Source organism: Solidesulfovibrio sp. (assembly GCF_029978005.1).
GTDB lineage: Bacteria > Desulfobacterota > Desulfovibrionia > Desulfovibrionales > Desulfovibrionaceae > Solidesulfovibrio.
In genome coordinates this window covers 1-24836 of record NZ_JARKOZ010000136.1, presented here as the reverse complement: position 1 = coordinate 24836, position 24836 = coordinate 1, and the positions used below count along the sequence as shown (strand labels likewise).

Annotated in this window: 21 protein-coding genes; 13 read left to right on the top strand and 8 right to left on the bottom strand. The window is 66.8% G+C overall.

From position 1 onward, the window contains the following. Positions 1 to 94 precede the first annotated feature (94 nt). From Q1K70_RS15330 to Q1K70_RS15320, 3 genes are read right to left on the bottom strand one after another with little or no spacing between them, the layout of a single operon-like run. Positions 95 to 2686: a cobyric acid synthase gene (locus Q1K70_RS15330; protein WP_300161284.1), complete on the bottom strand. Its 2592-nt coding sequence runs from the start codon at positions 2684 to 2686 to the stop codon at positions 95 to 97. Continuing rightward, positions 2683 to 3750 carry a histidine kinase gene (locus Q1K70_RS15325; RefSeq protein ID WP_300161282.1) on the bottom strand — a complete coding sequence of 356 codons (1068 nt, stop codon included), beginning with the start codon at positions 3748 to 3750 and terminating at the stop codon, positions 2683 to 2685. Before Q1K70_RS15325 ends, Q1K70_RS15330 begins: the two co-directional genes overlap by 4 nt. Before the next feature lie 22 nt (positions 3751 to 3772). After that, positions 3773 to 4207 carry a DUF202 domain-containing protein gene (locus Q1K70_RS15320; protein WP_300161280.1) on the bottom strand — a complete coding sequence of 145 codons (435 nt, stop codon included), beginning with the start codon at positions 4205 to 4207 and terminating at the stop codon, positions 3773 to 3775. 239 nt (positions 4208 to 4446) lie between these two features. On the opposite strand from Q1K70_RS15320, the gene Q1K70_RS15315 reads away from it, so the two are divergent. Beyond that, the gene (locus Q1K70_RS15315) at positions 4447 to 6741 is read left to right on the top strand and encodes a cbb3-type cytochrome c oxidase subunit I (protein WP_300161278.1); all 2295 of its coding nucleotides are present in this window, start codon (positions 4447 to 4449) and stop codon (positions 6739 to 6741) included. A 113-nt stretch (positions 6742 to 6854) separates the two neighbouring features. Here the strand turns inward: Q1K70_RS15315 and groL are convergent, their stop codons facing one another. Further along, positions 6855 to 8495 (bottom strand): chaperonin GroEL, encoded by a 1641-nt coding sequence (gene groL, locus Q1K70_RS15310; protein WP_300161276.1) that lies wholly within the window; start codon positions 8493 to 8495, stop codon positions 6855 to 6857. A gap of 61 nt (positions 8496 to 8556) precedes the next feature. Then, the gene (groES, locus tag Q1K70_RS15305; protein WP_300161274.1) at positions 8557 to 8847 is read right to left on the bottom strand and encodes a co-chaperone GroES; all 291 of its coding nucleotides are present in this window, start codon (positions 8845 to 8847) and stop codon (positions 8557 to 8559) included. A gap of 454 nt (positions 8848 to 9301) precedes the next feature. Here groES and Q1K70_RS15300 point away from each other — a divergent pair, with 454 nt between their 5' ends. From Q1K70_RS15300 to Q1K70_RS15270, 7 genes are all read left to right on the top strand, one after another. Continuing rightward, positions 9302 to 11221, top strand: coding sequence for a proton-conducting transporter membrane subunit (locus Q1K70_RS15300; RefSeq protein ID WP_300161272.1), 1920 nt, complete (start codon positions 9302 to 9304; stop codon positions 11219 to 11221). Continuing rightward, a complete protein-coding gene (locus Q1K70_RS15295; protein WP_300161286.1) occupies positions 11221 to 12069 on the top strand; it encodes a complex I subunit 1 family protein in 849 nt (282 codons plus the stop codon). Before Q1K70_RS15300 ends, Q1K70_RS15295 begins: the two co-directional genes overlap by 1 nt. A 24-nt stretch (positions 12070 to 12093) precedes the next feature. Beyond that, positions 12094 to 12537 (top strand): NADH-quinone oxidoreductase subunit B family protein, encoded by a 444-nt coding sequence (locus tag Q1K70_RS15290; RefSeq protein WP_300161270.1) that lies wholly within the window; start codon positions 12094 to 12096, stop codon positions 12535 to 12537. A gap of 61 nt (positions 12538 to 12598) precedes the next feature. Continuing rightward, complete coding sequence (locus Q1K70_RS15285) at positions 12599 to 12964, top strand: NADH-quinone oxidoreductase subunit C (protein WP_300161268.1); 366 nt, start codon at positions 12599 to 12601, stop codon at positions 12962 to 12964. A 12-nt stretch (positions 12965 to 12976) separates the two neighbouring features. Continuing rightward, positions 12977 to 14206 (top strand): nickel-dependent hydrogenase large subunit, encoded by a 1230-nt coding sequence (locus tag Q1K70_RS15280; RefSeq protein ID WP_300161266.1) that lies wholly within the window; start codon positions 12977 to 12979, stop codon positions 14204 to 14206. 18 nt (positions 14207 to 14224) lie between these two features. After that, positions 14225 to 14593 (top strand): 4Fe-4S binding protein, encoded by a 369-nt coding sequence (locus Q1K70_RS15275; RefSeq protein WP_300161264.1) that lies wholly within the window; start codon positions 14225 to 14227, stop codon positions 14591 to 14593. A gap of 91 nt (positions 14594 to 14684) precedes the next feature. Next, a complete protein-coding gene (locus Q1K70_RS15270) occupies positions 14685 to 16466 on the top strand; it encodes an SGNH/GDSL hydrolase family protein (RefSeq protein ID WP_300161262.1) in 1782 nt (593 codons plus the stop codon). On the opposite strand, the gene Q1K70_RS15265 is transcribed toward Q1K70_RS15270, so the two are convergent. After that, the gene (locus Q1K70_RS15265) at positions 16405 to 17262 is read right to left on the bottom strand and encodes a DNA polymerase III subunit delta' (protein ID WP_300161261.1); all 858 of its coding nucleotides are present in this window, start codon (positions 17260 to 17262) and stop codon (positions 16405 to 16407) included. The genes Q1K70_RS15270 and Q1K70_RS15265 overlap by 62 nt on opposite strands. Before the next feature lie 317 nt (positions 17263 to 17579). Between Q1K70_RS15265 and Q1K70_RS15260 the strand changes: the two genes are divergently transcribed. From Q1K70_RS15260 to Q1K70_RS15245, 4 genes are read left to right on the top strand one after another with little or no spacing between them, the layout of a single operon-like run. Then, a complete protein-coding gene (locus tag Q1K70_RS15260) occupies positions 17580 to 18647 on the top strand; it encodes a sulfate ABC transporter substrate-binding protein (protein WP_300161259.1) in 1068 nt (355 codons plus the stop codon). 21 nt (positions 18648 to 18668) lie between these two features. Further along, positions 18669 to 19508 (top strand): sulfate ABC transporter permease subunit CysT, encoded by an 840-nt coding sequence (cysT, locus tag Q1K70_RS15255; RefSeq protein WP_300161257.1) that lies wholly within the window; start codon positions 18669 to 18671, stop codon positions 19506 to 19508. A 2-nt stretch (positions 19509 to 19510) separates the two neighbouring features. Further along, positions 19511 to 20374, top strand: a complete 864-nt coding sequence (cysW, locus tag Q1K70_RS15250; protein ID WP_300161255.1) for a sulfate ABC transporter permease subunit CysW — start codon at positions 19511 to 19513, stop codon at positions 20372 to 20374. Between the two features lie 4 nt (positions 20375 to 20378). Beyond that, positions 20379 to 21425, top strand: a complete 1047-nt coding sequence (locus Q1K70_RS15245) for a TOBE-like domain-containing protein (RefSeq protein WP_300161253.1) — start codon at positions 20379 to 20381, stop codon at positions 21423 to 21425. Between the two features lie 156 nt (positions 21426 to 21581). Here Q1K70_RS15245 and Q1K70_RS15240 read toward each other — a convergent pair whose 3' ends face one another. Both Q1K70_RS15240 and Q1K70_RS15235 read right to left on the bottom strand, forming a co-directional pair. After that, a complete protein-coding gene (locus tag Q1K70_RS15240; protein WP_300161251.1) occupies positions 21582 to 22898 on the bottom strand; it encodes an adenylosuccinate synthase in 1317 nt (438 codons plus the stop codon). Positions 22899 to 22901: 3 nt separating this feature from the next. After that, entirely contained in the window at positions 22902 to 23264 is a 363-nt protein-coding gene (locus Q1K70_RS15235; RefSeq protein WP_300161249.1) for a hypothetical protein, read from the bottom strand. Between the two features lie 147 nt (positions 23265 to 23411). Between Q1K70_RS15235 and Q1K70_RS15230 the strand changes: the two genes are divergently transcribed. Continuing rightward, positions 23412 to 24689: an IMP cyclohydrolase gene (locus tag Q1K70_RS15230; RefSeq protein WP_300161247.1), complete on the top strand. Its 1278-nt coding sequence runs from the start codon at positions 23412 to 23414 to the stop codon at positions 24687 to 24689. The last annotated feature ends 147 nt before the right edge of the window (positions 24690 to 24836 follow it).

The following is a 24836-nucleotide window of genomic DNA, read 5'->3' as shown; positions in this document are numbered from 1 at the left end:
CTACCGTTCCCTTCCACTCCTCCACCCGCACCCGTCGGGGAGGTCCAGGAGGGGGTCACCCCCTCCTGGCCGCCGGAGGCATCTTCCCTCCCCTCTACATCCCGAGCAAACGGCGCAGCGTCGCCGGGGGCAGGTTGGCTTCGATCACGTCGGCCAGCCGGTCGAGGGCCGGTTCCAGGTCGTAGGGCGTGAGGCGTTCGATGGGCGGCAGGCCGCGACGGCGGCGCAGGGCGTTCAGAAAGCGGCGGCGGAAGCCGTCGGCGTCGAAGAGGCCGTGGAGGTAGGCTCCCCAGACCGGCAGGTCCGGGGCGGCGTAGCCGATGGCCGCGCCGTCTTCCCGGACCACGGTCACGGTCAGGGAGTCCGGGGCCGTGGTCCGGCCGTGGTGGATCTCGTAGCCGTAGAGGGCTTCGCCCGTGGGCGCGTGGCGGGCCCGCGTGCTCGTGAGTGTTTTTTCCGGGCCGAGTTCCGTGGCCAGGTCCAGGAGGCCGAGGCCCTCTTCGCGTTCCCGGCCCGATTCCAGGCCCAGGGGGTCGGCGACTTCCCGGCCGAGCATCTGCATGCCGGCGCACAGGCCGACCACTTCGGTCATGCCTTCGCGGGCCAGGGCCGTGACGGCCTGGGCGAGGCCGGTTTCCTTGAGCCAGGCCAGGTCGGCCAGGGTGTTCTTGCTGCCGGGCAGGAGGATGGCGTCGGGTCGGCCGAGTTCGCCGGCGTTTCGCACGCGCCTGGCCCGCACGTCGGGTTCGGCGGCCAGGGCGTCGATGTCCGTGAGGTTGGAGGCGCGGGGCAGGTCGAGGACGGCCACGTCGAGGGCGTCCGGTCCGGCCGCGGCTCTGTCCGGCAGGGCCTCGCCGTCCTTGAAGCTCACGGAATCCTCGTCGGGGAGCCCAAGGTCGCGGACGAAGGGGACGACGGCCAGCACGTCGCGGCCCGTGGCGGCGCGGAGGTAGGCGTTGGCCGGGTCGAGCAGCGTCGGGTCGCCGCGAAAGCGGTTGAGGACGTAGCCGGCCACGCGCGCCCGGTGGGATTCGCTCAGGCACTCCATGGTGCCCCACAGGGCGGCGTAGGCTCCGCCCCGGTCGATGTCCGCGGCCAGGAGCACGGTCGCGCCGGCATGGTCGGCCATGGCCATGTTGACCATGTCGTGGGCTTGCAGGTTCACCTCGGCCGGGCTGCCGGCCCCTTCCAGGATCACGGCCTCGGCTTCGGCGGCCAGGGAATCGTAGGCGGCCTTGGCCGCGGCGAAGGCCTGGGGCTTATAATTGATATACTCGCCCACCTTCATGACGCCCACGGGCTTGCCCATGACGATGACCTGGGAGCCCTTGTCCGAGGTGGGTTTGAGCAGCACCGGGTTCATGCGTGCGTCCGGGGCCAGGCGGCAGGCCCGGGCTTGCAGAATTTGCGCCCGGCCCATTTCCAGGCCGTCGGCCGTGACGCCGGAATTGAGGGACATGTTCTGGGATTTGAACGGCGCGACGCGAAGCCCCGATCGGGCAAGCGCCCGGCAGATGCCGGCGCACAGCACGGACTTGCCGGCGTTGGAGCCCGTGGCCTGGACCATGAGCGCCGGTGTCCTGCGTTTGGGGAAAAAGGCCGGGGCGGCCGGCGGGTCGAGCACGGCGGCCAGGGCCGCCAGGATGCGGGCGGTTTCGTCCAGGGGGCGCACGGCCACCCGGACGTAGCGGTCGGACAGGGCGTGGAAGTTGGCGCAGTCGCGAAGGGCCACGCCGTGTTCGGCCAGCAGTCGGCGGCAGACTGCGGCGGAGGTTTCCGCGCCGGCCGGCAGCCGGGCCAGGAGGAAATTGGCGGCCGCGCCCGGGACGACCTCCAGGCCCAGCCGGGCGAGCCCGTCGGTCAGGGCGTGGCGCAGGGCGGGCAGGGCGGCCCGGGTTTTTTCGAGAAATTCCGCATCGCCCAAGGCCCGCGTCCCCACGGCCTGGGCCAGGGCGTTGACGGACCAGGGCGGCAGGTTGGCCCGCACCCAGCCGGTCAGGTCGGGGCTGGCGGCGAGCAGTCCCAGGCGCAGGCCGGGCACGGCGAAGGATTTGGTGAGCGACAGCAGCACGGCCACGTTGTGGGGCCGGTCCGCGCCGGCCAGGGAGGGGAAGTCGGGCACGAAGTCGGCGAAGGCCTCGTCCACCACGAACAGGCTCTGGGGATGGCGCGAGGCCAGGTCGGCCACGGCCTCGGCCGGCACGACCCTGCCCGTGGGGTTGCCCGGGCTGCCGAGGACGACCATGGAAGGCGTGCGCAGGGCGGCCTCCACGTGGTCCAGGCGCACGGCGAAGTCGTCGAACTCCACGGCGGCGAGGCGGCGAATGTCCATGCCGGCCTTGTGACAGGCCGTGGCGTAGTCGGCGTAGCACGGGGTGGGGATGACGGCCCGGGCCAGGCCCGTGGCGCGCGGCAGAGCGAAGAGCAGTTCGCTCGTGCCGTTGCCGGCCGTGAAATGGCCGGCGGGCGCGTCGTAGCGCTCGGCGGCGGCGGCCAGAAGCGCCGTGCAGTCCGGGTCCGGGTAGTGGACGAGGTCCGAGACGGCGGCGCTTATGACCTGCCGCAGCCAGGGCGGCGGCCCCAGCGGGTTGATGCTGGCCGAGGCGTCGAGCACGTCGCCGGGATCGCGCCCGGCGGCCCGGGCCAGGGCGCGGACGTTGCCGCCGTGGGGGAAGGACCGGTTCACCGCGCCGCCTTCTGGGGCAGGACCAGCATCAGGTACCAGCCCGTGGCCTCCAGGCGCGCGGCCAGCACCGTCTCCTTGCCATGGCTGAAGGCGATGGGCCATTTGCGTTCGGCCTCGGCTCGTTCCAGGACCATCTCGGCGGCATCGTTGAGGGGATCGTCCGGGGAATCGACGTTCTTCTCCTGGCCCAGGGCGGCCAGCCCCCGGTCGGCCCGGAAATAGACCACCGCGTCGCCGGCCTTGGCGTTCTCCTTGACGATGAAGTCCGCAACCTTGGGGTCGCTGGCGGCGATGGCCTTGCCGCGCCGGTTCATGAGCGCGGCCTTGGCTCCGGGGATGCCGGCCAGGTCGGCCAGGACGCGCTTTGAGAGCTGCTCCAGGGTCACGTCGCGTGAGGAGACGGCGAGGAGCGTCTCTCCGTCGTAGACCGGGCAGGACACGGTCACCATCATGCCCGCGCCGGCCAGGTCCAGGTAGGGCGATTCCCAGCCGCAGGCCTTCCCGGCGAAGTCGGCCGCCGTGTAGAAGCCCTTTTCCGTGGGCTGGTAGTTGTTCACGGCCTCGGCCAGGGGCAGGTAGGGGTAGATGGCGAAGTTCTGTCCCGGCGTGGTCAGGTAGACCCAGGAGAAGGGCAGGGCGTCGTGGGCGGCGGCCATGGCCGGGGCCAGCCGGTGCATGGCGGACAAAGCCCGGAAGGTCTCGTCGGTGAAGTTCTCGCCGTCGTAGAAGAGCAGCGACTGGCAGGGCGCGCCGGCCTGCGGGGTGGGGCCGCAGGCTCCGGCCGGGTCGCGGAAGGCCACGGCGCCGTCTTTTGCGGCGTAGCTTTGCAGGAAGCGGGCGCGATCGGCTTGGGCCTGGGCCGAGGCGTCCTTGTAGAGGGCGGTGTAGGCTGCGCCCAGGGCGGCGGCGCTGCGGGACAGGGCGGTCAGCTGGTCGTCGAGGCGGCCGGCGGCCTCCATGATGACGGCCCGGGCCAGGGGCGACGGGGCGGCGGCGCGGACCGGCCCGGCCAGGCCGGCCAGGACCGCCAGCACGGCCAGAAGGGGGGGGACGACATGGCGCATAGGGCAGGCTCCGCGTCTGGGGTCATTGCACGATCAGATGCCAGAACACGCTGAAAAGACCGATGATGATGGCGACCACGGCCACCGTGAACACCATGTCCGGGGCCGTGGAAAAGGTTTTCGCGCCGGTGTTGATGCACCGGCGGACGTACCAGAAGCGCCAGGTGGCCACAACCATGACCAGCACGCCCACGGCGAAGGTGGACAGCGTGATGGCCTCGGTGTGGAAATGTTTCTGGGCCATGCCCTCGAACATGGGCACGTTCTGGATCTGCCGGATGAAGAAATCGAAGCGCTCGATGACGAAGCTGAAACCGAAAAGCGCCAGCCCCGTGCGGCACCAGGCCAGGAACGTGCGTTCGTTGGCCAGGTGGTTGCGCTGCCAGGCGAGCAGCACCTGCGGGTTGGACAGGTCGTAGGGCTGGTTTTCCGGCGTCGCGGGCGTCGTATCGGGCATGGAGTCTCCTTGGGCCGAGGCTGCCATGGAATAGCGCGGCGGGACGCGCCGGGTCAACAAGGCGGGGAAACGGCCGACCGCGGGCAGGGCCGCGCGCGGCGGAGGCGTTTGCCCTTTGCGGAAGCCTGCTGCGGGACGAGCCGGAATATCCCGGAAAAACGTCGTCCCGCCGTTGCGTTCGCGGCGCAATGGCGTAAACGGAAAAGACTGGTTCCCCTATATGAAAAAAGGAGGCAATCATGCAGGCGAGCGGCGTTCGGCAAACGACCTTGTCGTCGTGGTGGCGTCGTGGTGTGGTCGTGGCCTTGGCGATCGGCTTCGCGCTGGAAATCCTGATCGCTTTCCAGGCGTACCAAAACGCCCCGCCCATCCCGAAGACCGTGCTCGACAGCGACGGACAGGTCGTGTTCACGGAGGCGGAGGTCACGGCCGGACAGCAGGTTTTCCTGAAATACGGCCTCATGGAGAACGGGTCGATCTGGGGCCACGGCGCGTATCTCGGCCCGGACTTCTCGGCCCGGGTCCTGCACGAACTGGGGCTGTCCGTCGGCCGCGAGGCGGCCCGAAGCCGGTTCGGCCGGGACCTGGAGGCGCTGTCCCCCTCCGAGCGCCGGATGGCGATGGCGGAAGCCTCCCGGCTCCTCAAGGAGAACCGTTACGACCCCCAACGCGACGTCCTGACCTTCACGCCGGCCGAAGCCCGGTCCTTTCAAAACCAGATCGCCTTCTGGACCGGCTATTTTTCAGATCCGGCCGCCAACGGCGGCCTGCCGGTCCGGTACATCCAGGACGCCAGGGAACTGCGCGAACTGACCGCGTTTTTTGTCTGGACGGCCTGGGCCTCCATCGCCAACCGGCCGGGCAAGGACTATTCCTATACGAACAATTTCCCCTACGACCCGGAGCTCGGCAACACGCCGACCAGCGAGACGGTGCTGTGGAGCGCCCTGAGCCTCGTCACGCTCCTGACCGGTACCGCCCTGGTGCTGTTCGCCTTCGGCAAGTTCGACTATCTCGGCTGGAAGGGCACGGGCGAACATGTCCATCCGCAGATGCTGCCCGGGGCGGCCACGCCGGGCCAACGGGCCCTGGTCAAGTATTTCGCGGCCGCGGCCCTGCTGTTTCTGGTCCAGGTGCTGCTCGGCGGCGCGACCGCCCATTACCGGGCCGATCCGGGCAGCTTCTACGGCTTCGATTTGACCGCGATCCTGCCGAGCAACATCCTGCGGACCTGGCACCTGCAGTCGGCCATTTTCTGGATCGCCACGTCCTTCGTGGCCGGCGGCCTGCTCCTGGCCCAGGCCCTGGGCGAAAAGGAACCCAAGGGGCAGGTCCAGGCCGTGCACGCCCTGTTCTGGGCCCTGGTCCTGGTCGTGGTCGGCAGCCTGCTCGGCGAACTGGCGGGCATCCGGCAGTGGCTGGGCGAGGCCTGGTTCTGGTTCGGCCACCAGGGGTGGGAATACCTCGATCTGGGCCGGGCCTGGCAGGTGCTGCTGGCCGTGGGGCTGGTCGGCTGGGTGGTCCTTTTGCTGCGAAGCGTCCTGCCGGCCCTGCTCGATCCCGAGCGCCGGGAGATCACCACGCTGTTTCTGCTGGCCGCCCTGGCCATCCCGGTATTTTACCTGCCGGCCTTTTTCTTCGGCTCCACGACGCATTTCACGGTGGTCGACAACTGGCGCTTCTGGATCATCCATCTCTGGGTGGAAGGCTTTTTCGAGCTGTTCGTGACGGTGATGGTGGCCGTGACCTTCTTCAGGCTCGGGCTGGTCACGCACCAGACCGCCGTGCGGGTCATCTCCCTCGACGCCATCCTCTTCCTGGGCAGCGGCATCGTCGGCACGGGCCACCACTGGTACTTCAGCGGCCAGAGCACCCTCAACATGTCGCTCTCGGCGCTGTTTTCCGCCATGGAGGTGGTGCCGCTGACGCTGCTGACCCTGGACGCCTGGGATTTCGTCAAGCTCACCCGCTCGCGTTGCGACGTCTGCGGGCAGGCCGTGAACATCCCCCACAAGTGGGCCTTCTATTTTCTGATGGCCGTGGGGTTTTGGAACTTCGTCGGCGCCGGCGTCTGCGGGTTCCTCATCAACCTGCCCATCGTCAGCTATTTCGAGGTGGGCACCATCCTCACGCCCAACCACGGGCATCTGGCGCTCATGGGCGTCTTCGGCATGGAGGCCCTGGCCCTCATGGTGCTGACCTTCCGCCAGGTTTTGCCCGACGACCAGTGGGCCGGGCCGGAGAAGCTGGTGCGGGTCTCGTTTTGGGGGCTCAACATCGGCCTGGCCATGATGGCGGCCGGCAGCCTCTTTCCCGGCGGCGTGCTCCAGGTCTACGACGTGCTGCAAAACGGCTATTGGCACGCCCGGGACGTCGCGTACCTGGGCGGCAGCCTCCCCCGGCTCCTCGAATGGGCCCGGCTGCCCGGGGACGTGGTCTTCATCGTCGCCGGCGCGGCGCCCATGGCCGTGGCCGCGCTCATGACCCTCGCGCGCATGCGCCGCACCGGAGCCGGCGCGGGGGCCGCCGCCTAAGGGAGCGCAGGGGCTTCGAGTTCCCGTCCGCGAAATGCGCCGGGGACGCAAAAAAGGGGGCCGGACGTTCGTCCGGCCCCCTTGCGGTAACCTTGGGAGGAAGCGGCGTACGTCTAGTACATGCCGCCCATGCCGCCCATGCCGCCGCCGGGCATCGGGGGCATGTCCTTTTTGGGCTCGGGCTTTTCGGCGATGGCCGCCTCGGTGGTCAGGAGCAGGCCGGCCACGGAGGAGGAGTTCTGCAGGGCGATGCGGGTGACCTTTTTGGGGTCGATGACGCCGGCCTTGATCAGGTCCTCGTACTCGCCGGTGGCGGCGTTGAAGCCGAAGCCGTCCTTGCCGTCGCGCACCTTGGCCACGACGATGGAGCCCTCGAAGCCGGCGTTGCCGGAGATCTGGCGCAGGGGCTCCTCGATGGCGCGGCGCACGATGTCGAGGCCGGCCTGTTCGTCGTCGTCGGCCGGCTTGATGGAGGTCAGGCTCTTGACGCAGCGCACGAGCGCGACGCCGCCGCCGGGAACGATGCCTTCCTCGACGGCCGCGCGGGTGGCGTTGAGCGCGTCCTCGACGCGGGCCTTCTTCTCCTTCATCTCGGTCTCGGTGGCGGCGCCGACGTTGATGACGGCCACGCCGCCGACGATCTTGGCCAGGCGCTCCTGGAGCTTCTCCTTGTCGTAGCTGGAGGTGGTCTCCTCGATCTGGGCGCGGATCTGCTTGACCCGGGCCTTGATCTTGTCGGCGTCGCCCGCGCCGTCGACGATGGTGGTGTTCTCCTTGTCGACGATGATGCGCTTGGCCTTGCCGAGGTCGACCAGGGTGACGTTTTCCAGCTTGATGCCGAGGTCCTCGGACACGGACTGGCCGCCGGTCAGGATGGCGATGTCTTCCAGCATGGCCTTGCGGCGGTCGCCGAAGCCCGGGGCCTTGACGGCGCAAACCTGAAGGGTGCCGCGCAGCTTGTTGACGACGAGCGTGGCCAGGGCCTCGCCCTCGATGTCCTCGGCCACGATCAGAAGCGGACGGGACATCTTGGCGACCTGCTCCAGGATGGGCAGCAGGTCCTTCATGGAGGAGACCTTCTTCTCGTTGATGAGGATCAGCGGCTCGTCGAGCTCGCAGACCATGCGCTCGGGATCGGTGACGAAATAGGGGGAAAGGTAGCCGCGGTCGAACTGCATGCCCTCGACAACGTCAAGGGTGGTGTCCATGCCCTTGGCTTCCTCGACGGTGATGACGCCTTCCTTGCCGACCTTGTTCATGGCCTCGGCGATGATGTTGCCGATGGTGGCGTCGGAGTTGGCGGAGATGGTGCCGACCTGGGCGATTTCCTTCTGGTCGCGGGTGGGCTTGGCGAGCACGCCGAGCTCTTCGACCATGGCCTCAACGGCCTTGTCGATGCCGCGCTTGATGGCCATGGGGTTGCGGCCGGCGGCGACCAGCTTGACGCCCTCGTTGAACACGGCCTGGGCCAGGATGGTGGCGGTGGTGGTGCCGTCGCCGGCGATGTCGGAGGTCTTGGAAGCGACTTCCTTGACCATCTGGGCGCCCATGTTCTCGAACTTGTCCTCGAGTTCGATCTCCTTGGCCACGGTCACGCCGTCCTTGGTGATGATCGGGGAGCCGAAGGACTTCTCGATGACCACGTTGCGGCCCTTGGGACCGAGGGTCACCTTCACGGCGTTGGCCAGCTTGTCGACGCCTCTTTTGAGCTTCTCGCGGGCCTTGGAATCGAACAGGATCTCTTTGGCAGCCATGTATGCTTCTCCTTGTTAGGAATGAAAGTCGTGATGCTCCGAAAGGGGGTATGCCGCGGCCTTAGGCTTCGATGACGGCCAGGATGTCGTCCTCGCGCATGACCAGGAAATCCTCGTCGTCGAGCTTGATTTCCGTGCCGGCGTACTTGTTGAAAAGGACCAGGTCGCCCTTTTCGACGTGCATCTTCATGTGCTTCCCGTCTTCGGCGATCTTGCCCGGGCCCACGGCGATGACCTCGCCCTTCATGGGCTTTTCCTTGGCGGAATCGGGGATGATGATGCCGCCTTTGGTGACTTCTTCCTGCTCCAGACGCTTGACAAGCACACGGTCGCCCAAGGGTTTGAGCTTCATACGGTAACCTCCAGTGGTGTTTGGCGGATTCGGCCCGGCTTGGCACTCGCCCGATGGGAGTGCTAGCGGCGGGCGGGAATGTATGTAACCACATCGGCGTGAAAGGCAAGGGGGGCGGCCGAAAAAAATTGGATGCAGGGGCGGGAAAGTTTCGGTTTGGGGCAATAGACTGAAAACGCGTGATTTTTCATAATTCCGACTGTGGTAGTGCCGGTTTTCCGAAGCGGCAGTGGGCCGTGGGTGGCGATTCCAGCTGGAGAGGAACCCTTGTGAAAGGAATCACGCTATTGCACTCACTGGCATTTTCTTATAGGAGGCCTAAACTTGACGCTCTCTCCCATGGGGCCTAGAGTTTTCCAAAGCAGGCGGCCGCGTTGCTCTTGGATTGCTCTGCCTCGCGGCGGGGGCAGGGCGTGTGTCCATGGCGGTCCCTAAACTTTTTTCCGAGGTGCCTATGCTCGACACGTTGGTCTTTGCGACGGTGCTGTTGCCGTTTCTGGTAGCAGCCGTGTTGCTCGTTTTGCGAGAGCAAAACGTGCGCAAGGTCATCCTGGTGGCCACGGCGGGAGTGCTCGTGCTCGCGTCGCTGGCGATGCTGCGCGGCGGAGCGTTCATCCTGTCGCCGGCCCCGCTGTATGACTCGCTCGTCACCCTGGGCGATTTCGTCATACTGCTCGTGGTGCTGTTCGTGGGTATCAAACGCAGGAACCAGATCATCATCTGGCTCACCGCGGCGCAGATTCTCGGGCTCGTCTGGCTCGACTTCTTCATGGTCGAGGGACACGGAACCACCCCGGCGTTTTTCGCCGACGACCTGAGCCTGATCATGGTGTGCATCATCTCCATCGTGGGTTCGCTGATCGCCGTCTACGGCATCGGCTACATGAAGGAGCACGAGGAGCACCTGCACCTGGCCAAGTCGAAACAGCCTCGCTTCTTCTTCTTCATCGTGCTGTTCCTGGGCGCCATGAACGGCCTGGTTCTGGCGAACAACCTGCTCTGGATGTACTTCTTCTGGGAATGCACCACCCTGTGCTCGTTCATGCTCATCGGCCATGACGACACGGAGATCGCCCGCAAGAACGCCGAACGCGCCCTGTGGATGAACGTGCTCGGTGGCACGGCCTTCCTGTTCGGCCTCATCATCCTCCAGAAGGTGGCCGGCACCCTGTCCCTGGCCGACATCCTGGCCCGCGGGCCGGAATTCGCCGTGGCCGGCGGAGCCATCCTCATCCCCATGTTCCTGCTGGTCTTCGCCGGCATGACCAAGGCCGCCCAAGCCCCGTTCCAGAGCTGGCTCACCGGGGCCATGGTCGCGCCCACCCCGGTCTCGGCGCTGCTGCACTCCTCCACCATGGTCAAGGCCGGCGTGTACATCATCGTGCGCCTGGCCCCGATCTACGCAGGCACCTACCTCAGCAACTTCATCGCGCTGTTCGGCGCCTTCGTGTTCCTGGCCACGGCCGCCCTGGCCGCCGGCCAGTCCAACGGCAAGAAGGTGCTGGCCTACTCCACCATCTCCAACCTGGCGCTGATCATCGCCTGCGCCGGCATCAACACCCCGGCCGCCATCACCGCGGCCATCCTGCTCATCATCTTCCACGCCATTTCCAAGGCTCTGCTGTTCCTGTGCGTGGGAGCCATCGAGCAGAAGATCGGCTCGCGCGACATCGAGGACATGCGCGGCCTCTACGCCCGCATGCCCCGCACGGCGATCATCACCATCATCGGCGTGATCACCATGATGCTGCCTCCCTTCGGCATGCTCATGGCCAAGTGGATGGCCATCGAGTCGGCCCAGGGCCAGTTCCTGGTCATGATCATGCTGGCGCTGGGTTCCGGCCTGACCGTGCTCTTCTGGTGCCGCTGGGCCGGCATCCTGCTGGCCACGCCCTTCGGCAAGCCCCAGCCCGAGGCCCAGGCCTGCTCCGTGCGCCTGCCCCTGGTGATCCTGGCCGCCATGGCCGTGCTGGTGAGCCTGGCTTCCCCCTTCGTCTACAACGGACTGGTCGCCCCGGTGGTGGCCATGTATTACAAGGCCGCAGCCTATACCACCAGCTACGGCAACTTTGATTCCGGCTCCGGCGTGTTCATCGTCTACCCGCTGTTCGTCCTTCTGGGCCTCGGCCTCTACTTCGCCGTCAAGCAGTCGCGCAAGGTGACGGCCGCCCAGATCTCCGCTCCCTACATGTGCGGCGAACAGCAGACCGTCGATGGCAAGGCCGGCTTCCTCGGCCCCCTGGGCCAGCACGTGGCCGCCGCCTCCGGCAACTACTACCTCGAGCAGTTCTTCGGCGAGGCCATGCTGTCGAAGTGGATCAACGTCGTCGCCCTGGCCGTGCTCGTGATCATGCTTTTCGGAGGCGCCCTGTGATCACCAAAATCGTCATCGCCATATTGGCCCTGGTCCTGGCCCCCATCGCGGGGGCGCTCATCACCGGCGTGGACCGCCGGGTCACCGCCTGGCTCCAGTCCCGCTACGGTCCGCCCATCCTCCAGCCCCTGTACGACGTGTTGAAGCTTTTGGGCAAGGAGCCCATGGTCACCAACACCTGGCAGGCCCTTTGCGCCTACGTCTACGTGGTCGCGGCCGCGCTGTCCGTGGTGCTGCTCTTTATCGGCTCCGACCTGCTGCTCATCTTCTTCGTCCTGACCGTGGGCGCGGTGTTCCTGGTCATGGGCGCGCTCGCCTCCCCCTCGCCCTACAGCCAGGTGGGCGGCCAGCGCGAACTGCTCCAGATGCTCGCCTACGAGCCCCTGCTCATCCTCGTCTTCGCCGCCATCGCCATGGTCACGGGCAGCTTCAAGGTGAGCGCCGTGTTCGAGCTGTCGCGGCCCATGCTCTACGACATTCCGCTCATGTTCATCGTGCTCGGCTACGCGCTGACCATCAAGCTGCGCAAGTCGCCCTTCGACATATCGGCCTGCCACCACGCCCACCAGGAACTGGTGCGCGGCGTGTACACCGAATACTCCGGCCCCTACCTGGCCATGATCGAGATCGCCCACTGGTACGAGGTGATCCTGGTGCTGGGCTTTTGCGGTCTGTTCTGGTCCACGAGCGTCGTCGGCATGATCGTCCTGGTGGCGCTGACCTACCTGGCCGAAATCATCGTGGACAACGTCACGGCGCGCCTGACCTGGCGCTGGATGCTCAAGTCGGCCGTGGGCATGGGCGTGGTCCTGACCATCGTCAACATGCTGTGGCTCTACGCGCAATAACGGCCGACCGCCCAAGGAGAACCCATGTTAGGCAACATGATCAATAAAGGACGCATCAAGTCCCCGTGGGTGGTCCACTTCGACTGCGGCAGCTGCAACGGCTGCGACATCGAGGTGCTCGCCTGCCTCACCCCCATCTACGACATCGAGCGCTTCGGCATCATCAACGTCGGCAACCCCAAGCACGCCGACGTGCTGCTGGTCACCGGCACCGTCAACCAGCGCAACAAGCACGTGCTCAAAAACATCTACGACCAGATGCCCGGACCCAAGGCCGTCATCGCCATCGGCGCCTGCGGCTGCACCGGGGGCGTCTTCCGCGAGGCCTACAACGTGGTCGGCGGCGTGGACAAGGTCATCCCCGTGGACGTCTACGTCCCCGGCTGCCCGGCCCGGCCCGAGGCCATCATCGACGGCGTCGTGGCCGCCCTGGAAAAGGTCAAGACCCTGCTCGGCATGACCGCCTAAGGGCCGGTCGCGCCGCGAAAACGACCCAACCGGGGCCCGGCCCCGCATCGAGGATACGAACGTGCTGGAAACCATACCCCTGAGCCTCGAAGCCGTGCGCGACATCGCCAAGGAGTGCTTCGACGAGGGCTGGCGGCTGGTCACCATGTCCGCCAACCAGGTGGGCGAGGACAGCTTCGACATTCTTTATCACTACGATAAAGACCTGACCATGAAGCACTACCGCCTGACCATTCCCAAAGAAACCGTCGTGCCGAGCATCTCGCCGGTGTACTTCGCCGCGCTTCTCGTGGAAAACGAGATCCGCGACCAGTTCGGCGTCTGCTTTTCCGACATCGTGCTCGATTTCGCCGGTGCCTTGTATCTTGAAGAAGAAGTCCGCGCCATGCCGTTCTGCAAGGTCAGCGTGGCTCAAAAACAGTGCTAACGAGGGAACCTTATGGCCCGTACCATATTGCCGTTCGGACCGCAGCATCCTGTCCTGCCGGAGCCGCTGCACCTGAAGCTGACCATCGAGGACGAAACCGTCGTCGAGGCCTTGCCCACCCTGGGCTACGTGCACCGCGGACTTGAGAAGCTGTGCGAGGTCCGCGACTTCAACCAGATGATCCAGATCGTCGAGCGCGTGTGCGGCATTTGCTCCTGTCTGCACGCCCTTTGCTACTGCGAAGGCGTCGAGCAGATCATGGGCGTGGAAGTGCCGCGCCGCGCCAAGTACCTGCGCACCATCTGGGGCGAGCTGCACCGCATCCACTCCCACCTGCTGTGGCTGGGGCTCTTCGCCGACGCCTTCGGCTTCGAGAGCCTGTTCATGCAGTTCTGGCGGGTGCGCGAGCGCGTCATGGACATCATGGAAGCCACTTGCGGCAACCGCGTCGTGGTCTCCGTCAACGTCATCGGCGGCGTGCGCCGCGACCTGTCCCCCGAGCAATGCCAGTGGATTGAAGAGCAGCTCGCCGTCTCCGAAAAGGAGATCAAGCAGCTCTCCGACACCATCCTGAGCGACTACACCGTCAAGAAACGCACCGTGGGCAAGGGCGTGCTGACCAAGGAGCAGGCCTACCAGCTCGGCGCGGTCGGCCCCATGCTGCGCGGCTCGGGCTGGGCCCAGGACGCCCGCCAGACCGGCTACGCCGCCTTCGGCGAGCTCGGCTTCGACCCCATCGTCGAATACGACGGCGACTCCTACGCTCGTTGCGCCGTGCGCTTCCGCGAAACCCTCCAGGCCATCGACATCGTGCGCCTGGCCATCGCCCGCCTGCCGGCCGGCGAGACCGCGGCCAACGTCTCCGGAGCCATGGAGGACGACACGCCCAAGCCCGTCTCCGCCGGCGAGCGCCGCGACATCATGCAGGCCTACAACCGCGACAAGCGCCACCGCCTGGCCGCCGCGCCGCCGCCCAACCTCGACCTGCCCGCCGGCCTCGTGGCCGCCAAGGTCAAGGGCAAGCCCGACGGCGAGGCCGTCACCCGCGTGGAGCAGCCCCGCGGCGAGCTCATGTACTACCTCAAGGGCAACGGCTCGAAGAACATGGAGCGCGTGCGCATCCGCACTCCCACCTTCGCCAACATCCCGCCGCTTCTGGCCATGTTGCCGGGGTGCGAGCTGGCCGACGTGCCGGTGATCGTGCTGTCCATCGACCCCTGCATCAGCTGCACCGAAAGGTAAAAAAAGGAGCGCCCTTCCATGTTCAACATGACCAAGAACGTCGTCACGAACCTGCTGACGAAAAGCTCCACCCGGCTGTATCCCATCGCCGTGCGGGGCCATTTCGAAGGGTTCCGGGGGACGCTCGTCTGCAACATAGACGAATGCATCTTCTGCCGGACCTGCATGATCAAGTGCCCGTCCCAGTGCATCGCCGTGGACAACAAGGCCGGCACCTGGGCCTGCGACGCCATGGCCTGCGTGTACTGCGGCGTGTGCGTGGACGTGTGCCCCACCAGCTGCCTGTCCATGACCAAGGAGCACCGTCCGGTGGCCACCGAGCAACAGACGATCTTCCTCCAGGGCGTGCCCAAGAAAAAGAAAAAGGAGGAGGCCGCGGCCGAATAGCCGTCGCCCCCTTCCATACACGAAACGCCCGCCGCCGGTTTCCCGGCGGCGGGCGTTTGTCATTTCCGTCGAGGCCCACTATGCTCGCCGTATGGACAACAGGGCCTGGAAAGCGGTTCACGGAACGCGCAACCGCATCCGGCTGGCGGGCATCCTGGTCTTTTGCCTGTGCCTGGGGGCGCACCTGCTCGTGGCCCTCGTCTGGGGCTTGGCCGGCGGGCGACCCGAGCGTCGCGTGGAGCCCCGGGGATATGACGACGTCCTTGGCGACCTGGAGCCCCGGCTGCGCGTCACGGACCGGGAAATCGCCGGCCTGCCCTACCGGGTCACGACCAACGCCCAGGGATTTCGCGGGACGCGTCCCGTCGCCGCCCGGCGCGAGCCGGGCTCGCTTCGCATCCTGTGCCTGGGCGACTCCTTCACCTACGGCGTGGGCGTCGACGACGCCGTGGCGTACCCGGCCCAGTTGGAGACGCTCATGGCCAGGCGTCTGCCCGGCGTCGACGTCGAGGTCATAAACGCAGGGGTGCCTTTCTACGACCTTTTCGACGAGCTGTCCTACTATCGGGAAAAAGGGGCGCGCCTGGCCCCGGACGTGGTCGTTCTCCAATTCTACATCAACGACCTGGAGGCCATGGCCGGATCGTTTTTCCGGGAGGACCTGCTGGTGCGCCAGGGCGGCGACTACAACGCCTTCGAACAGGCCCTCGGCCTGGAAGCGGTGCAGCGCCGGATCAACGACTGGCTGGGGGAGCGGGCGCCGGGCCTTTTCGGCGCGTTGCGTTCCATGGGTGCGTTCCAGGGGCCTTCCCGGACCGAAACCGGAGAGTTCGCTTCCTACCGCCTGCGCCCGACGCCCGCCGAACAGGCCTTGCTCCGCGATCGCAACCGGCTCCTGTCCGAGCGATCCGCCGCGGACGCCGAGCGCTTGTGGGACAATTACCGCCGGGCGCTTCTGGAATTTCGCGATGCCGTGGCCGCGTCCGGCGCAAAATTGCTGTTCGTCATCGCGCCGGACGCCGCGCAAATCCGGGAGGACCTGAACCAGCCCGCCGCCGCCCTGGCGCCGTTTTGCCGCAGCAACGACATCCCGGTTCTGGATATGACCCGGCAGTTCCGGGCCATGTCCGGCGAAAAGGTCGAGCGGTACTTCCTGCTGCCCCGCAACGCCCACGTCAATGGCGACGGCAACACCATCTGGGCCGGCGCGGTGGCCGATTCCCTGCGCGTGACGCGCCGGGAGGGGCGCATCGAAGTCGCGGTCGAACCTGCCTGGCCGGCCTTCGGCTACGAAGACCCGATCCGGGTGAACCTCCGTTTCACCGACAACGGGATCGCGCCGATCGAAAAGGGACCGCTTCGCGTCGGCGTGGTGCGCAGCCGCAATCTCATGCCCTGGGCCATCGACACCGGGCACGGACGAAATCGCATCAAGGGACTGATGCCGGACATGACGCGCGCGCCGCAGGCGGAACTCGTGCTGCGCCTGGAGAGCGACACGCCCCTCGATCAGGTTTCGGTGACGCTTTTCCGCAAGCTCGCGCCGCCCATCAACGGCTACGTGCTGCTGGGCTGGTCCCGGCGGGACGGGGATTATGCCACGGTCATGTACGGAACGGATGCCGATGTGGCGACGCCCGAAAGCTATGAAACCAGCCGGTTGGCGGAAATCGATCTGCGCGACGCTCCGGCCAGGCAGCTTTTTTTGCGCCTGGAACTGCGCAACGAGGCAAGAATCTTCGCCGAGTCCCTCGATCCGCCCTGGCGGCGCTTCGAGATCGTCGGCTACCCTGCCAGGGAAGAGCGCGCCCTCAGCGGCGCAGCCATAGATAGGCCCGCGTCGCCAGCCGGTCCAGGACAACGGCCGGATTGACCGTCAGGATCAGCGCCTCCTGGCTTTCCGCGAGCAGCAGATCCAGGCGGCGAGGGACGTCCGGATCATGGCACGTGCCGAGCATGGCCCCGAGCTCCGTGTCCTGCCGGCCGGCCAGGAACGCCGCCAGCTCCCGCGACAGCTCCGTCAGCACCCGCTCGGCGCAGGCCCGCGACGGCCGGCCCTTGGAAGCCGTGAACCACCCCCGGCCCGTACGCCAAAACGAATGCAGCCCGTCCAGCAGTGGCCAGGGATCGTCGTCGCCGCCGGACGGCGTCGGTTCCGCCGTGTCCGGCCAGGCCAGGGTCATGACGAAAGACCGCGAAACCAGCGTCGGGAAAAGCCGCTCCCGCTGCGGCGCGAGGAGCACGAACACGTTGCCGGGCCGGGGCTCCTCCATGGCCTTTAAAAGCGCGTTGGCCGCCTCCTCGGTCAATCCCTGAGCCTCGGCCAGCAGAATCACGCGCTTGCCCACCCCGCGCGGCGGCTCGCCCACGAGCAGCCGCACCTCGCGCATGGCGTCCACCTTGATCGTTTCGGACGCGCCGTCGAAATAATGCAGATCCCGGAACACGTTCTCCAGAATCTGCAAGCACGTGGCGCACGTCCCGCAAGGCGGCATCGCGGCCTGGCAATTGAGCCGGGCCGCGAAATACAACCCCGCCGCGGCGCGGTCCTCGGCCGAGCCGCCCTCCAGGATCACCGCTTGGGGCACGGCCCGGGCCAGGGCGTCCAGGCCGGCCAGCGCGTGCGCCTGGCGCGGCGAGACGCCGAAAGCGGATGTGGCGGCGTTCATTGCGGCGTGTCTCCATGCGGCGGTTGGATGTTCGTTGCCGGGGCAGGGGGGCTGCCCCCGCACCCCCGAGCGGCTCGGGAGGGGCGGCGCGAGGCCTCATGCGCGTCAATCCTTGAATGTTTTCACATGCCCGGCGCGCCGTCAATGCGGGGGCGCGGGCGGGCGCGTTGCCCCAGAGGCCCGGGTTTCCCCCGGGAGAACCACGGTGCCCCGGCTCCCGCAATCATATCGCGTGCCCGCGAGATACCGGCTTGACAGGATGGGGCCCACGCTAATATCATTAACTTGACCGAAATAATGAACTAACGGAGGACATCATGCGCGCATTCGGAAAGCGGCTTGGCATGCTCGTGTTGTTCGTGGCTCTGGCAGGCGCCATTCCCGCCTTCGCGGCCGAACGTCATCTCCTCAACGTGTCCTATGATCCCACCCGGGAATTCTATCGGGACTTCAACGAGGCGTTCGGCAGGTACTGGCAGGGAAAGACCGGCGATACCGTGGTGATCAACCAGTCCCACGGCGGCTCGAGCAAGCAGGCCCGTTCGGTCATCGACGGGTTGGAGGCGGATGTGGTCACCCTGGCCCTGGCCTATGACATCGACGCCATCCACGACAACGGCAACCTCCTGCCCGCGCAGTGGCAGGCCCGCCTCCCCAACGCCAGCTCCCCGTATACCTCCACCATCGTCTTCCTGGTGCGCAAGGGCAATCCCAAGGGCATCAAGGACTGGGGGGACCTGACCAAGCGGGGGGTCGAAGTGATCACGCCCAATCCCAAGACCTCGGGCGGCGCGCGCTGGAACTACCTGGCCGCCTGGGCCTACGTGCTCAAGCGCGAACTGGGCGATCTGGCCAGGCTCAAGGATCCGGCCCAGGCCCGGGCCGTGGAGGCGGCCCAGAACAAGGCCAAGGCGTTCGTGGCGGAACTGTTCACCCATGTGCCGATCCTGGACACCGGAGCCCGCGGCTCCACCAACACCTTTGCCCAGCGGGGCCTGGGCGATGTGCTGCTGGCCTGGGAGAACGAGGCGTTTCTGACCATCAACGAGCTCGGGGCCGACAAGGTCGAGATCGTGGTGCCCTCCCTGTCCATCCTGGCCGAGCCGCCGGTGGCCGTGGTGGACACCTTCGCCTACAAGCACGGCAGCGTGGACCTGGCCCAGGGCTATCTGGAATACCTCTACTCCCCCGAGGGCCAGCGCCTGGCGGCCAAGCACTACTATCGTCCCTCGCTGCCCCAGCACGCCGCTGCCGAGGATCTGGCCCGGTTCCCGAAACTGGAACTGCCCACCATCCGCGAGGTGTTCGGGACCTGGCGCGACGTGCAACGCGTCCATTTCTCCGACGGAGGCGTGTTCGACCAGATTACCAAGGCCGGCAAGTAGCGGCGAAACAGGAAAGTTCCCATGCGTCTTCACTTCGCACGCGCCTCGGTCCTGCCCGGCTTCGGCCTGACCCTGGGTTATTCCACGGCCTATATGGGGCTTCTGGTCCTGTTGCCCCTGGCGGTGTTTCCCTTGTGGGCCTCCCGGATGGATTTCGGACAATTCTGGCAGGCGGTGGCCTCTCCGCGGGTCATGGCCTCCTACCGCCTGACTCTGGGAGCCGCCCTGGCCGGGGCGCTGGCGAACGCGGTTTTCGGTCTGGTGACGGCCTGGGTGCTCACCCGTTACGAGTTCCCCGGCCGTCGCCTGGCCGACGCCCTGGTGGACATTCCTTTCGCCCTGCCCACGGCCGTGTCCGGCATCGCCCTGACCGCGCTTTATTCCAAGAACGGCTGGATCGGCCGGTACCTCGAAGCCGCGGGCATCCAGGCGGCGTACACGCCGCTTGGCGTGGCCCTGGCCCTGACCTTCATCGGCTTGCCCTTCGTGGTGCGCACCCTCCAGCCGATCCTGGAGGACCTCGATCCAGAACTGGAGGAAGCGGCGGGCAGCCTTGGCGCGGGAAAGCTGCGCACGTTTTTTCGCGTGGTGTTTCCGGCGCTGCTGCCGGCTCTGCTCACCGGCTTCGCCCTGGCCTTCGCCCGCGGGGTCGGCGAATACGGCTCCGTGGTCTTCATCGCCGGCAACAAGCCCATGCACACGGAAATCACCTCTCTGCTCGTCCTGACCAAGCTCGAACAGTACGATTACGCCGGGGCCGCCGCCCTGGCCCTGGTCATGCTCATCCTCTCGTTCATCCTGCTGTTGGTCATCAACATCCTGCAATGGTGGAGCACCCGGCACTTCGGGGAAGGAGCCTAGCCATGGCCCAGGGCCGTCGCCTGGCCTCGGCCGGTTCCGATCCGGTCCGCTGGCTCCTCATCGGAGTCGCCGTCCTGTTCCTGACCGTCTTCCTGGTGCTGCCCCTGGCTTGCGTCTTCATCGAGGCGCTTGCCCGCGGCCCGGCCGTGTACTGGCGCAGCATCACCGATTCGGACGCCCTGTCGGCCATGCTGCTCACCTTGCTCACGGCCGGCGTGGCCGTGCCCCTCAACCTGGTCTTCGGCCTGGCGGTGGCCTGGTGCGTGGCCAAGTTCTCCTTTTCGGGCAAAACCCTGCTCGTCACCCTGATCGATCTGCCCTTTTCCGTGTCGCCGGTGGTGGCCGGCCTGGCCTTCGTCCTGCTTTTCGGCATGCAGGGCCTGTTCGGCCCCTGGCTGGCGGCCCACGACATCCGCATCATATTCGCCGTGCCCGGCATTTTCCTGGTCACGATCTTCGTGACCGTCCCCTTCGTGGCCCGGGAACTCATCCCGGCCATGCAGGCCCAGGGCACGGACGAGGAACAGGCCGCCCTGCTGCTGGGAGCCAGTGGCTGGCGGACCTTCTGGCGGGTGACCCTGCCGGGGGTCAGATGGGCCCTGGTGTACGGCGTGATCCTCTGCAACGCCCGGGCCATGGGTGAATTCGGAGCCGTCTCCGTGGTGTCGGGCCACATCCGCGGACAGACCAACACCCTGCCCCTGGCCGTTGAAATCCTGTACAACGAATACCAGTTCGCCGCCGCCTTTTCGGTTGCCTCCCTGCTTACCCTGCTTGGCCTGGCCGCCCTGGTCGCCAGGAGCCTGGCGGAGCGTTTGCAGCGTCGCCAGGCTGCCCTGGCCACGGCGGCCACCCTGTCGGAGTGATCCCGTGAGCATAGAAGTCCGCAATATCTCAAAGGCGTTTGGCTCGTTTCGGGCCCTGGACAACGTCAGCCTGACCGTGCCCGACGGCAAGCTGGTGGCGCTGCTCGGGCCTTCGGGCTCGGGCAAGACCACGCTGTTGCGCATCATCGCCGGTCTGGAACAGGCTGATTCCGTCCCGGGCAAGGCTGTGCTTTTTGCCGGACAAGACGTGTCCGACCGCGGCGTGGGCGAGCGGCGAGTGGGATTCGTGTTCCAGCATTACGCGCTGTTCCGCACCATGACGGTCTTCGAGAACGTGGCCTTCGGCCTGCGTTCCCTGCCCCGGCGTGCCCGCCCGCCCAAACGGGAAATCGCCGCCAAGGTGAACGAACTGCTGGCCCTGGTGCAGCTCACCGGACTTGAAAACCGGCGGCCCTGGCAGCTTTCGGGCGGCCAGCGCCAGCGCGTGGCCCTGGCCAGGGCCTTGGCCATCAAGCCGAGCGTCCTGCTCCTCGACGAACCTTTCGGCGCCCTGGACGCCAACGTCCGGCAGGACCTGCGCAACTGGCTGCGTCGCCTGCACAATGAAATCAAGGTCACCTCCCTTTTCGTGACCCATGATCAGGAAGAGGCCCTGGAGCTGGCCGATGTCGTGGTCATCATGCGGCAGGGGCGGGTGGAGCAGATCGGCACTCCCGACGAGGTGTTCCACAAGCCCGCCTCGGAATTCGTGCTGCGCTTCCTGGGAAAGGTGAATCTGTTCCATGGCCGCAACGGCACGGGTGCCGACCCCGCCGCCCCGAGGAGCAACGGCCTGCGCCTCCTGGCCAGGCCCCATGAGGTGGAAATATCCCTGACGGCCACGGCGGAAAGCTCGGTGCAGGCCCGGGTGGCGCGCATCCTCTCGGCCGGCCCGTCGGTCAAGATCCTGCTGCTCGAAGCCGACGGCACGGAGCACCACGCGGACATCAGCCATAAGCACAGAGAGGAACTGGGCCTGACCGAAGGACAGACCGCTTACGTCACGCCCGTCAGCTTCCATACCTTTCTCGATCACGGCGCGGCGATTTAAGGCCGGAGTCGGGAGATCGGCTGGCGGGCGGGAGGCCGGATATGGGGTGCCGAAATCGGCCCGGCGTTCCCGCAACCTTTCATCCGCCCCTATCGAGGGGAGCCGGGGGGCATGACGCCCCCCGGCCGCCGGAGCATCTTCCTCTTTCCCGATCCTCTATCCCCTGATGATCGTCTGCTTGCGATCCGGGCCGACGGAGAGGATGGAGCAGGTGGTCTTGAGCGACTGTTCGATGCGCGAAACGTATTCGCGCGCGGCCAGCGGCAGGTCTTCCCAGGCGGTGATGCCGGAGAGGTCTTCTTCCCAGCCGGGCATGGTCTCGTAGACCGGCTCAACGTGTTCGAGGGCCCCTTCTTCCTGGGGCGGGTATTCGTGGATTTTGCCCTTGTAGCGGTAGCCGATGCAGATTTTGATTTCGTAGAGGCCGCTTAAGACGTCGAGCTTGGTGAGCGCGATGTCGGTCGGGCCGGAGAGGCGGGCGGATTCGCGCAGCAGCACGAGGTCGAGCCAGCCGCAGCGGCGCTTGCGGCCGGTGGTTGCCCCGTATTCGCCGCCTTTTTCCTGGAGGTAGTCGCCGATGGTGCCGAAGAGTTCGGTGGGGAAGGGGCCCGAGCCCACGCGGGTGGTGTAGGCCTTGACCACGGCCACGACGCGCCCCAGCACGTCCGGCGAGCAGCCGCTGCCGGCGGCCGCCTGACCGGAGACGGTGTTGGACGAGGTGACGAAGGGGTAGGTGCCGTGGTCGATGTCGAGGTGGGTGCCCTGGGCGCCTTCGAAGAGCACGTCGCCGCCCGTGGCCAGGGTCTTCTGGATGACGCTGGACACGTCGCCGAGGTAGGGCAGCAGGCGATTGGCCACCGGGGCGATGCCTTCGGCCACGGCCCCGGGGTCCAGGGCGGGCATGTCGTAGAGCTTGGTGAAGAGCGTGTTTTTCTCCACCAGCGCCTGGGCGATCTTTTTGACCAGCAGTTCCGGGTCGGCGAAGTCGCCGGCGCGGATGCCGATGCGGGCCATCTTGTCCTCGTAGCAGGGGCCGATGCCGCGCCCGGTGGTGCCGATCTTGCCGCCGGCCCGCAGGGTTTCGCGCGCGCCGTCGAGCAGCCGGTGGTAGGGCATGATGACGTGGGTCTTGCGCGAGATCATGAGCCGTTCGGGAGTGACGTTCACGCCCTTGGCGGCCAGGGTGTCCATTTCGCGGCACAGCACTTCCGGGTCGAGGACCACGCCGTTGCCGATGAGGCAGGTGGTGCCGTCGTGGAGGATGCCGGAGGGCATGAGGTGGACGATGGTCTTTTCGCCCGCCACGACCAGGGTGTGGCCGGCGTTGTTGCCGCCCTGGAAGCGGACCACGGCCTTGGCGGATTCGGTGAGCAGATCGACGATCTTGCCCTTGCCCTCGTCGCCCCATTGGGCTCCGTGGATGACGATGCCCCGGCCGGCGCCGGCGGCCTGCTGGTTGCGGTATTCGCCCATGGCCTATGACTCCCCTGTATCCTTGGGTCGAAACGCGAGAACCTTGCCCCGACGGGGTGTGGTTTGCGCCGGTTGCGTTTCGGGCTGCAGCGCGGCGGGTTCCGGCGTCGCCTGGGTGGTCGCGTCGGCGGCCGCCTCGGGCGCGGCGGGGTGTCCCGGCTGTCGGCCTTCGGCCCAATGATGGTTGAACAATTGATTTTTGAAGCGCATCCCCTGGATCATGGCCAGGACCAGGACCGACTCTTCCCAGCGGTGCGACGGCTCGAACCGGCCCACCGCCTCGGCGTACTTGTCCCAAAGGGCCATGAGCGAAGCCTCGTCGAAGGCGCGAAGCTGCCTGGCCATTTTCAAAAGCACCTGTTCCACGACCGTTCCTTGTCCACACGATATGCTGCCGTCGATGCGGCGGACAGGCCTTGTTAGCAGAAACGCCACGGGCTTCCAAATGCAAATTGCCGAGGGTCGCCGGCTGTGCTAGGCAACGCTTCGCACGTCACCCAAGGAGCGCACGCCATGAGCGACCTCAAGAAAATGTACACCACCATGGTCGAGGACCCCTTTCCGACCGAACTCGTCATCCGGCTCGGCGAGGCCGAACTGACCTTCGCCAAGCGGACCTGGACCATCGACGGCGAGGAAAAGGGGCTGCGCTACGGCGAGAATCCCGACCAGCCCGCCGCGCTCTACGCGCCGACGGCCGGTCGCCTGTCGCTCGGCGGCGTGGAGTTCCGGGGTCCCGGCGACGGGCTGGTGTGCGCCGCCACGGAGGAGCATCTGCTCCAGTCGGGCAAGCACCCGGGCAAGACCAACCTGACCGACGTGGATAACGGCGTCAATATCCTGCAGTATCTGACGAAAAAGCCGGCGGCCGTGATTCTTAAGCACAACAACCCCTGCGGCGCGGCCTGGTCCGACGCCGGGCTTTGCGCCGCCTTCGAGGCCGCCTTTTCCGCCGACCGCATCGCCGCCTTCGGCGGGGCCATCGTGGTCAACCGCACCCTGGACGCGGCCACGGCCGAGAAGATCAACGCCGTGTATTTCGAGGTGGTGGCCGCCCCGGACTACGAGCCCGAGGCGCTGGCGATCCTCAAATCGAAAAAGAACCTGCGCATCTTCCGCCTGCCGGGCCTGGCCCAGCTGGACAAGCTGGTGGGCCAGCCGTTCCTCGACGTCAAATCCCTGGCCGACGGCGGCCTGGTGCTCCAGTTCTCCTTCCGCAACCGCATCCTTTCCGCCGCGGACTTCCTGCCGGCCACGGCCACGGACAAGGCCGGCACCACCGTCACCGCCCGCGGGCCGTCCGACAAGGAGGCCGAGGACCTGCTGTTCGCCTGGGCGGTGGAAGCCGGCGTCACCTCCAACTCGGTCATCTTCGTCAAAAACGGCGCGACGGTGGCCATCGGCACGGGCGAGCAGGACCGCGTGGGCGTGGTGGAGCTGACCATCCACAAGGCCAAGACCAAGTACGCCGACGGCCTGGCCTTCGCCGCCTGCAACCTGTCGCTTTACGAACTGACGCTTAAAGCCAAGGCCGACCCCGAGGCGGCCAAGCTTTTGGCCGACGTCCGGGCCAAAACCGAGGCGACCAACGGCGGCCTCGTCGGGTCCGTGGTGGTCTCCGACGGCTTCTTTCCGTTCCGCGACGGCGTGGACCTGTGCATCGGCGCGGGCGTGACGGCCATCGCCCAGCCCGGCGGCTCCATCCGCGACACCGAGGTCGTGGCCGCCTGCAACGAGGCCTCGCCGCAGGTGGCCATGGTGTTCACCGGGCAGAGGTCGTTTCGGCATTAATTGGGAAGAGAAGAGCGCCTCCGGCGGCCGGGGGCATGATGCCCCCCGGACCCCCTCGCCCAAAGGGGTGGACAGGGCCACGACAACACGCTAGGCCCGGTTCTCTTTTTCCGAAATAGCCAGAACCCCCCTTTAAAAGTTTTTGGG

Coding starts and splice junctions, on each gene's coding strand:
- Q1K70_RS15290 (WP_300161270.1), top strand. CDS start 12,094: ATGTTAGGCAACATGATCAATAAAGGACGCATCAAGTCCCCGTGGGTG.
- Q1K70_RS15275 (WP_300161264.1), top strand. CDS start 14,225: ATGTTCAACATGACCAAGAACGTCGTCACGAACCTGCTGACGAAAAGC.
- Q1K70_RS15270 (WP_300161262.1), top strand. CDS start 14,685: ATGGACAACAGGGCCTGGAAAGCGGTTCACGGAACGCGCAACCGCATC.
- groL (WP_300161276.1), bottom strand. CDS start 8,495: ATGGCTGCCAAAGAGATCCTGTTCGATTCCAAGGCCCGCGAGAAGCTC.
- Q1K70_RS15315 (WP_300161278.1), top strand. CDS start 4,447: ATGCAGGCGAGCGGCGTTCGGCAAACGACCTTGTCGTCGTGGTGGCGT.
- Q1K70_RS15320 (WP_300161280.1), bottom strand. CDS start 4,207: ATGCCCGATACGACGCCCGCGACGCCGGAAAACCAGCCCTACGACCTG.
- Q1K70_RS15300 (WP_300161272.1), top strand. CDS start 9,302: ATGCTCGACACGTTGGTCTTTGCGACGGTGCTGTTGCCGTTTCTGGTA.
- Q1K70_RS15240 (WP_300161251.1), bottom strand. CDS start 22,898: ATGGGCGAATACCGCAACCAGCAGGCCGCCGGCGCCGGCCGGGGCATC.
- groES (WP_300161274.1), bottom strand. CDS start 8,847: ATGAAGCTCAAACCCTTGGGCGACCGTGTGCTTGTCAAGCGTCTGGAG.
- Q1K70_RS15230 (WP_300161247.1), top strand. CDS start 23,412: ATGAGCGACCTCAAGAAAATGTACACCACCATGGTCGAGGACCCCTTT.
- Q1K70_RS15325 (WP_300161282.1), bottom strand. CDS start 3,750: ATGCGCCATGTCGTCCCCCCCCTTCTGGCCGTGCTGGCGGTCCTGGCC.
- Q1K70_RS15265 (WP_300161261.1), bottom strand. CDS start 17,262: ATGAACGCCGCCACATCCGCTTTCGGCGTCTCGCCGCGCCAGGCGCAC.
- Q1K70_RS15280 (WP_300161266.1), top strand. CDS start 12,977: ATGGCCCGTACCATATTGCCGTTCGGACCGCAGCATCCTGTCCTGCCG.
- Q1K70_RS15260 (WP_300161259.1), top strand. CDS start 17,580: ATGCGCGCATTCGGAAAGCGGCTTGGCATGCTCGTGTTGTTCGTGGCT.
- cysW (WP_300161255.1), top strand. CDS start 19,511: ATGGCCCAGGGCCGTCGCCTGGCCTCGGCCGGTTCCGATCCGGTCCGC.
- cysT (WP_300161257.1), top strand. CDS start 18,669: ATGCGTCTTCACTTCGCACGCGCCTCGGTCCTGCCCGGCTTCGGCCTG.